Annotated in this window: 8 protein-coding genes; 2 read left to right on the forward strand and 6 right to left on the reverse strand. The window is 38.3% G+C overall.

Annotated features, from left to right (window positions below):
• Positions 1-451 precede the first annotated feature (451 nt).
• Both WAA86_RS07145 and WAA86_RS07150 read left to right on the forward strand, forming a co-directional pair.
• A complete protein-coding gene (locus WAA86_RS07145) occupies positions 452-2794 on the forward strand; it encodes a glycosyltransferase (RefSeq protein WP_337300306.1) in 2343 nt (780 codons plus the stop codon).
• On the forward strand, positions 2794-3801 hold the full coding sequence (locus tag WAA86_RS07150) for a glycosyltransferase family 4 protein (RefSeq protein WP_337300307.1): 1008 nt from the start codon (positions 2794-2796) through the stop codon (positions 3799-3801). The genes WAA86_RS07145 and WAA86_RS07150 overlap by 1 nt, the downstream gene beginning before the upstream one ends.
• Positions 3802-3825: 24 nt before the next feature.
• On the opposite strand, the gene WAA86_RS07155 is transcribed toward WAA86_RS07150, so the two are convergent.
• The 6 genes from WAA86_RS07155 to WAA86_RS07180 all read right to left on the reverse strand — a co-directional run bounded on the left by WAA86_RS07155 (position 3826) and on the right by WAA86_RS07180 (position 8507).
• Positions 3826-5283 carry a glycoside hydrolase family 130 protein gene (locus WAA86_RS07155; RefSeq protein WP_337300308.1) on the reverse strand — a complete coding sequence of 486 codons (1458 nt, stop codon included), beginning with the start codon at positions 5281-5283 and terminating at the stop codon, positions 3826-3828.
• Between the two features lie 358 nt (positions 5284-5641).
• The gene (locus tag WAA86_RS07160) at positions 5642-6484 is read right to left on the reverse strand and encodes an SDR family oxidoreductase (RefSeq protein WP_337300309.1); all 843 of its coding nucleotides are present in this window, start codon (positions 6482-6484) and stop codon (positions 5642-5644) included.
• Between the two features lie 113 nt (positions 6485-6597).
• Positions 6598-7098: a pyridoxamine 5'-phosphate oxidase family protein gene (locus tag WAA86_RS07165; RefSeq protein WP_337300310.1), complete on the reverse strand. Its 501-nt coding sequence runs from the start codon at positions 7096-7098 to the stop codon at positions 6598-6600.
• A 112-nt stretch (positions 7099-7210) separates the two neighbouring features.
• Entirely contained in the window at positions 7211-7660 is a 450-nt protein-coding gene (locus tag WAA86_RS07170; RefSeq protein WP_337300311.1) for a ferritin-like domain-containing protein, read from the reverse strand.
• 36 nt (positions 7661-7696) lie between these two features.
• Positions 7697-8182, reverse strand: coding sequence for a YciE/YciF ferroxidase family protein (locus WAA86_RS07175; protein ID WP_337300312.1), 486 nt, complete (start codon positions 8180-8182; stop codon positions 7697-7699).
• A gap of 154 nt (positions 8183-8336) precedes the next feature.
• Complete coding sequence (locus WAA86_RS07180) at positions 8337-8507, reverse strand: hypothetical protein (RefSeq protein ID WP_337300313.1); 171 nt, start codon at positions 8505-8507, stop codon at positions 8337-8339.
• Between the last annotated feature and the right edge of the window lie 229 nt (positions 8508-8736).

The raw sequence follows: 8736 nt of genomic DNA on the forward strand, positions 1-8736 counted from the left end.
TGGCTATGAAAAGAGCTGGCTTATAACCCTGAGAGGTACGGCTAATTCGAAGATCTATAAGTGAGTTCGAAAATTTATAATATGGTATAAAATCTATGGAAACTATAGTGTTTAAGGTTCATATGATTTCCAAGATCATAAGATAATGGTTTATGTCTATACGGCGAACAACTGATAATGAGTTGTTTAATTCGCAATAGTTTTTGTTCAGTTATTACAACATAATAATTAAGAAATATATTACAAGATTATTTTCGAATGTGCTATTTTTTATAGCTTTTGCATTAACCTTGGATGTTGATTGGCTATAATTTTAGCTGTTTAAAACTGACTTATTTAATTATTAAAATCACTATCAATCAGGCATAAAATTCCGTTGGGTCCTAAAAATGGGACAGGGTATTTTACTCCTAGCTTTTCAATTCTTGGAAGAGCATTAAATGAGAAATTTATGGATATTACGGAGAACGGAATGACGGAAAATATACATCCAGATGGGCAGACAAAGAGGCAAAAGCATTCACCTCGACTGCATCATCAAATCAACAATAATTCAAAGGAATCGTTAAAAAAGAAGTTGACAGAAATTGTTTTTATAACTTCTTTTCCACCGCGGGAATGTGGAATTGCTACCTATTCTATGGATCTTGTTGGCACATTAAGGGATAAATTTGGCGAGTCTTTTAATTTGACGCTATATCCCTTGGAATCCAATTCATCAAAGCACCGGTATGATGAATCAATAGAAGGCGTATTGAATACCGATCTACAACTTGATTTTTTACAAGCTGCCTATTATATAAATTCTAATGTTCAAGTTGGTTTGGTTGTTATTCAGCATGAGTTTGGCCTTTTTAATAATAATGAGAATTCCTTTTATGAGTTTTTGGAGTATTTGGACAAACCCATCGTACTTACCTTTCACACAGTATTGCCGATGCCTTCGGAGGACCTAAAGAAAAAAGTAGCCTTTATGGGCAAGCTGGCCGCCCATTTAATAGTGATGACCCAAAATTCCTCAAGAATTCTTAGGGAAGACTATGGTATTCCATCAAACAAGGTAACAGTTATTGCCCATGGCACTCATTTGATTGACTTTGGCAATAAGAACAAATTAAAAACGAAACATGGTCTTGAGGGCAGGACAGTTCTTTCAACATTCGGCCTATTAGGTCCAGGAAAGAGTATTGAGACCACATTGGATGCCTTACCTTCCATTGTCGAATATTATCCCAAGGTAATATTTTTGATCATAGGAAGGACCCATCCAAACTTGGTAAAGGAGCAAGGCGAAGTTTATCGTGAGTTTTTGGAAACAAAAGTAAAATCCCTTGGTCTGAGCGATCATGTTCGTTTTATTGACCAATTTGTTCCTTTGAGGGAGTTGCTGAAATATTTAAAATTGACCGACATCTATCTTTTTACCTCTAAGGACCCGCATCAGGCCGTTAGTGGAACTTTTGCCTACGCCTTAAGTAGTGGTTGTCCTATTATTTCCACACCTATTCCACATGCGGTCGAGGTTTTAAAGAACGGGGCGGGATCTTTGTTCGATTTTGAAAACTCTCGGCAATTGCAGGAGGCCATTATGGATTTATTGGGAGATGAGGAGAAGAAAGATCAGATGAGCCTGAATGGTCTGCAAACTTCGTATGCCTCTGCTTGGGAAAATGCAGGTATTTCACATGTGAGGGTATTTGAAAAAGTAATTCAGGGGTCCCTTATCCTAAAATACAGGAAACCTCCTATCAATCTGAAACATCTAAAAAAGATGACCACCAATATTGGAGTCATACAGTTTTCTAAAATCAACGAACCTGATCTGGAAAGTGGTTATACCCTGGATGACAATGCCCGAGCTTTGATAGCAATATGCAAACACTATGAATTGACGGGTGACACCACCGATTTGAAATATATTAAAACCTATTTCAATTTTATATTTTCATGCTTCAGGCACGATTGTAAATTTTTAAATTACGTTAATAAGGACTACGAGTTTACAGACCAGAACAAAACTGTTAATTTAGAAGATGCAGGCGGGCGCGCAATTTGGGCACTGGGATATCTTCTCTCCATGTCATGGCGTTTTCCGGAAGATATGGACCCAGTAAAAGATAAAGCACTATTTGTCTTTAAACATGCCCTTGAAGCCATGCAAGCAGCCCATTCCCCTAGAGCCATTGCCTTTATCTTAAAGGGACTTCATTTTTATAATCGAATCAATGAAAGGGAATGCGTCAACAAATTGGTCACAGAGTTTGCGGACAGGTTGGTATCGTTATATAAGAAGGAATCGGACGAAAATTGGCAATGGTTCGAAGGCTATCTGACATACGGCAACAGCGTTCTTCCAGAATCTTTGTTAATGGCATATTCCATGACATCGAATCCGGATTACCGCAGAATAGCAAAGTCGACTTTCGATTTTTTATTGGCCAAAATCTTTAAGGATGGAACCATAGCAGTAATCTCTAATCAAAATTGGTACACTAAGGGAGAAGTGTTGGATACTGAGTTTAAAGGGGGGCAACAACCTATCGATGTGGCTTATACAATAATAGCCTTGCGATACTTTCATAAGTTATTTCCTCAAGAGGGGTATAATGTATTATCCGATGAAGCTTTTGACTGGTTTATGGGTAAAAATCCACTCAATCAAATTATCTATAATCCATGTACAGGCGGATGCCATGACGGACTGGAGATGACCAATGTCAACTTAAATCAAGGAGCGGAATCGACCATCAGTTATTTGTTGGCACGGATGGCTTTCGAAAATTTTAAGAGATAATGAAAATTGCAATATTATCGCCAATTGCCTGGCGAACGCCTCCACGTCATTACGGTCCGTGGGAACTCGTAGCGTCTACAATTACCGAAGGTCTTATAAAAAAAGGCCATGATGTAACGTTATTTGCCACGGGCGATTCCATAACATCGGGCATGCTGGATGCCATTTGCTCCAATCCCTATGAAGAGGATAAGGAAATGGACGTTAAGGTTTGGGAGAGCCTGCATATAAGTAACCTTATGGAAAAGGCAGGAAATTTTGATCTTATCCACAATCATTATGATTTTCTGCCCTTGACCTATTCCAAACTCATAGAAACACCTATAATTACGACTATACACGGTTTTTCTTCGGAAAAAATTATTCCTGTATATAAAAAGTACAATGAGAATAGCACGTATATATCGATCTCCAATGCGGACCGCCATCCTCAATTGAACTACAATCGCACCATTTACCATGGAATAGATGAAACCAAATTTAAATTTCAGGGGGAGAAGGAAGGTTACCTTCTGTTTTATGGACGTATCCATCCTAATAAGGGAACAATTGAAGCCATTGAAATTGCTAGCTTGAGCGGTTTCCCATTGGTTATTGCAGGGTTGATACAAAATCAAGAATATTTCCAAAGAAACATTGCACCACGAATAGACGACAAAAAGGTAATTTATTTAGGAAACGTTGGCCAAAATGAAGGCAGTACGTTGTTGGGAAAGGCCAGGGCTTTACTACATCCCATATTATTTGATGAACCCTTCGGATTAAGTGTGGCTGAAGCCATGATGTGCGGCACTCCAGTTATTGCCTTCTCGCGTGGGAGCATGCCCGAACTTATTGAACATGGAAAAACGGGATACTTGGTCAAGGATGTACTAGAAGCTGTGGAAGCGGTCAATAGCGTAAAAGACTTGGATCCCTACTACTGCAGGGCACATGCCTTGGAAAAATTTGGTATAGAACGAATGATTAACGATTATACCATGGTTTACGAATCTTTAATTTCATAATTTATAAGAAATACCAATTCAAATTTACTTTTTAAGGGCGTGTAGCAGCTCATCCATGGGAACTGTGGCATAAGAGGAGGAATAATCTGAAACCGCATAAGGAAGAACCAAACTACCGTTGTTGATCATGGAACCACAGGAATAGACCACATTGGGCACATAACCCTCTCGCTCTTCCTCCAATGGTGAAAGTAGCGGTCTGGACAACCTCCCTATCTCTTTCGTAGGGTCGTCCAAATCGTAGAGGGAAGCTCCTATACAATAGCGTCGCATTGGACCAACACCATGGGTAATTACCAACCAGCCATCCTGTGTCCATAGGGGTGATCCGCAATTGCCTATTTGTGTAAACTCCCATGGATATTTAGGTTCCTGAATCTTTATGGGATCATTCCACAAGGTATTCCGCTCAGAAAACATGATGTAATTGTTCACACCATCTACTCTGGCCAGCATGGCATATTTGCCTTTAATCTTCTGTGGAAACAGGGCAAAATTCTTGTTTTGCGCCGCATTCCCGTGAATGGGCATGATTCTAAACGTACTAAAATCTTCTGTGGACAACAATTTAGGTAAAATGGTATGGCCATCATAGGCTGTATAGGTAGCATACACCTTTATGGATCCGTCATCTTCCTTAAACCTTACGAAACGGGCGTCTTCTATGCCCTTACTTTCGGAAGCCGAAATGGGAAATATGACGCGCTCCGAAATATCCGAATCCAAACTAAATTCCACATCGTAATAGGAATCCACCAACCATGTCATCTCTTCCAATGCCAAACGTTTATCTGTACTGATTCCATTGCCCAAAACCCTAGAGACTGAAGTTTTTAAATCGTGATACTCAAAATGATCGGGGAGGTTGTTCATAATTTCTGAGGAATGTTCTTGGGAAATTTTCATTTCATGAAGCTTTTGAACAAAGCGTTGCTTGTCATATGATTTTTTCTGAACAATTTTTGCCAGGTCAATATGATTCCTTACCCTATTTGGATAAAAATTATTATTTGCATCCAATATACCACGTCTAAATACAATGGAGCTTAAATGTCCCTCTCCGGTTGCTCGAAACGAAATGATGACTCTTTTTTCTCCCTTGGATAAGAACGACTGATCAAAATCCTCAATTATAGATGGGTTGAACATGGCGGCAGATTCTATGGAATATTCCATGGTGGCATAGGAGCCAATAAGAAGTTTTTCTTCCTTCGAGAAATTATCGGGATCCATTTGCATAAGCTCTATGAGACCTTTGTGGTTCTCGAAATGGCGAAGAAAAATTTGGGAAATGTTTCTGTGTCTCCCGGCAAATTCACGTAACGTCCTGTCCAATTCTTGGTTAAGGGAGGCTTTATCCAGTGAAATTACCCGCTTTATTAAATCAGTGGTACGCTTTTCGCCGTTGTTAAAAAAACGTGCTGCCACTCGGGTATTATCTGGTAAAAACTTAACATTTTTTCTTTCAATGGTTACAGGCATTTTCAATGTATTAAAAAGGTTAATTACTAATAAAATATTTAAATATTCTATACTTTATATTACAAAACATATGGTGTTTGATTGTCCTTTGAACAAATCAAAATCCAATAATCAAACAAAAAATGAACTCAACCCAACTTTAAGAATTGCTTAAGGACGCGTCATGATGCTTCTGGATCTGTATAGCGATTTAATCGTTTAAAAATGAAATACATTCTATTAATGAATCTTGAAAACTTAAAAATTATTGAACTCGTATAAGAGATGTTAACATATCCATGTTCCTCGTTATACTGCTCTAGGTTCATATTATAATCAACATGAATTGTGATCATATAGTTAGTAAAAGTACTTTGCATTAACCTCCTATAATTTCACCACCATTGATATGCAATACTTGTCCTGTCATATAACTACTATCCTCACTGGCAAGATATACATAGGCTGGGCCAACTTCCGATGGTTGACCAGGGCGTCCCATAGGTACATCTTTGCCAAAACCTTTAAGATGCGCTTCGTCAAACGTAGCCGGTATTAGCGGAGTCCATATTGGCCCAGGGGCCACAGCATTAACCCGTATATCCTTTTTGGCTAGGAGTGCTGATAGACTTCGGGTAAAACTAACAATTGCTCCCTTTGTACTGGAATAATCAATCAGATGTTCTGAACCACGATAGGCCGTAACAGAAGTGGTATTTATTATAACATCACCTTTGTCCAAGTATTCTATGGCAGCTTGGGTAATATAAAAAAAGGAGTAGATATTAGTTTCAAAAGTGGTATGAAGATGTTCCATGCTAATATCTTCCAAATTTTCTTCTGAAAATTGAATTGCTGCATTATTGACCACAATATTTAGTTTCCCAAACTTTTCAATTGTTTTTTGAACAGCTTCCTTACAAAATTTAATATTTCTCACATCTCCTTTGATCAAAATACAATCTCTTCCCTCTCCATTGATCGCTAACTCGGTATCCTTGGCGTCTGTATCCTCGTCCAAATAAACAATGGCGACATCTGCTCCTTCTCTTGCGAAATGAACAGCAGCACTTTTACCAATACCACTATCACCACCTGTTATTAGAGCTACTTTTCCTTTCAACTTTTCACTGCCCTTGTAATTGCCTCGAATTGTAGTTGGTTTACTATCCATTAAATGCTGTTTGCCTGGTTGGTGAGACTGTTTTTCCGTTGTATTCATAGGTTATATTTAAGAAAGATTTTTACTAATGTCAAAGAGAAAAAGTAACAGGGAAATGTTGTATTACGTGGTGCACATATTGTGTTGTAATACTATATTTCTAATGAATAAAACTAAATTTTAAGTTCTCCCTCTATACCTAGGTCAGACTTTTTTCCCGTGAGAACACCTACGCCCATTTTTAGAAGACTAACAAACATCCCATTTTTAGTATCCCAATAGTGGGCATCTTTTGGTTCCACCCTAATTACAGTTAGGTTTGGATCGTCCTTGCCGTTAAACCAATTGTCATCGCTCTTTTGATAGAGGTCATCAATAATATTGCGATCATCTAAAATGTAAGCGTGACCGTAAATATTCATGAATTCGAAAGCTCCGGAATTTGCATAAAAAAGGTGTACATTTTTATCTTTCTTTATGTTTGAATTATGATTGCTATCCTTAGTACTAAGGAACCATATGGATCCGTTCTCATCAACCTTTTTTGTACTCATCGGAATGGCATGGATAGGAATATTTTTTAAATCGGGAGCCATTAAATTAAAGTCGATGGATTCGGCCAAGTCTTTTATTTTTTGTTTGGCCTCGGTACTGAATAAGTTTTTTATTGACATAATTACGCTTAATTTTTACATGGTAAGTGCCTAATTATTGAGGGTGCTTTGGATAAATGAGTTGGTCTACGAGCGTAGACCAACTCATTTTAAACTAACCTGATAAGGCAGTTTAAGCTAGATCTTCCAATGTTTTATTTTGGGCAACCTCCATTTGAATATTTTCTCGCTGTTCACTAAGTAAAAAACGTAGACCTGTAGGGAGGTTGTATTTATCCAAAACATCATCGTATTCATCAATGGCTGCCTTGTCGCCCCTGATGGCTTCCTCAAGCATTGCCTCGTCATTATCCATGGAAAATAGCGCCTTTACATCCATCCATGCCCTATGTATATTTCCCGCGAAGGATCCGTTGGCATCAAAATCGGGATATGCCGTTTGTATTTCACCTACCAACTTGGCATTGAAATCCCTTCTTTCCGTGGATTTTCTTCTGAAGTACGACTTCAGTGCGGCACTTTCAGCCTTATCCGCAGCCTTGGCATATCCTTTCTCAGCATCTCTGTTCTTTTCAAGAATTTCTCGTATCTCTTTGTATACTTTATCGTTTGTCGTTTCCATAGTGTTCTAATTTTATAATTTGTAATACTTTATTGTTTAGGCCATGGCCTCCTTGTTCAATCGGCCTTCGGCCAGCTTGTCCAACTTTTCGTCTGCACTGTACTCTTCATCCAAAGTAGTCTGGAGAATTTTGGCAATATCCTTATGGCCCAGCTCCTTGGCGTAGCGTACCGCTGTTCCGTACCCAGAGATTTCGTAGTGCTCTACGCGCTGTGCTTCTGCGATCAATCCGGCATCCATGACATCATCACTTTCTGCTTCTTCGATAAAATCTTCGGCTTCCTTGATAAGACCTTCCATTGCCTTACATTTTTCACCGCCCGGTTTAATACCTAATTTCTTGCATACTTCTTCCAAACGAGACTTTTGCTCCTCGGTTTCATTAAGATGACCTTCAAATGCTTCCTTAAGTTTTTTGTCAGTGGCATTTTTGGCCATTTTTGGAAGAGCCTTTAGAAGTTGAGATTCCGCACTGTATAAATCTTTCAACTGATGTTCAAATAATTCTTTTAAATTTTTCATGCTAAATATTATTAGGTTAATAATATGTTGAAGGTATGCCGACAATAGTTGCAATTTTGACACAAAAAGATTTACTATTAACACAAAGAAATTTCCTACGTGTTAGAAAATTATTTGATGTAAATGACAAGGTTCACTTCTCATTATCCCACCTTTATTTTGAACTTTCTTGGCTTTCTTTGTCTCTTTCGCCAGTTTCGACATTGCCCTTTTTAATTTCTTCATTTTGGGAATGAATGGTGTTGGTTTTATTCGATTGGTCCGCACAATCACCTGGCTGTTTGGATTTCTTTTTCTTTTCTGAATCTTTTATCCGCTTATTCATGATAGTCTTTTTAAGGATTAATAATGATGAAATTAGCCTAAGTTGCAGTTAAGATTTAAACCAATAAAATAATTTAATAACCCTCTCGAACGATAAAAGGCACTCCGTCAAAAACTTAGGCTTTTATGTATGGGCAATCCTGGGCAAGCATGGAAACCATAACCCGCTTCGCGTGTTGGTTTTTTGGGAAAGGGATTCACTGCTCCCGAAGTCTCGGGATTGTGCATCC

The sequence above is a fragment of the Sediminicola sp. 1XM1-17 genome (assembly GCF_037203765.1).
In the GTDB taxonomy this organism is placed as follows: Bacteria; Bacteroidota; Bacteroidia; order Flavobacteriales; family Flavobacteriaceae; genus Sediminicola.

Coding starts and splice junctions, on each gene's coding strand:
- WAA86_RS07170 (WP_337300311.1), bottom strand. CDS start 7,660: ATGGAAACGACAAACGATAAAGTATACAAAGAGATACGAGAAATTCTT.
- WAA86_RS07145 (WP_337300306.1), top strand. CDS start 452: ATGGATATTACGGAGAACGGAATGACGGAAAATATACATCCAGATGGG.
- WAA86_RS07155 (WP_337300308.1), bottom strand. CDS start 5,283: ATGCCTGTAACCATTGAAAGAAAAAATGTTAAGTTTTTACCAGATAAT.
- WAA86_RS07150 (WP_337300307.1), top strand. CDS start 2,794: ATGAAAATTGCAATATTATCGCCAATTGCCTGGCGAACGCCTCCACGT.
- WAA86_RS07180 (WP_337300313.1), bottom strand. CDS start 8,507: ATGAATAAGCGGATAAAAGATTCAGAAAAGAAAAAGAAATCCAAACAG.
- WAA86_RS07165 (WP_337300310.1), bottom strand. CDS start 7,098: ATGTCAATAAAAAACTTATTCAGTACCGAGGCCAAACAAAAAATAAAA.
- WAA86_RS07175 (WP_337300312.1), bottom strand. CDS start 8,182: ATGAAAAATTTAAAAGAATTATTTGAACATCAGTTGAAAGATTTATAC.
- WAA86_RS07160 (WP_337300309.1), bottom strand. CDS start 6,484: ATGAATACAACGGAAAAACAGTCTCACCAACCAGGCAAACAGCATTTA.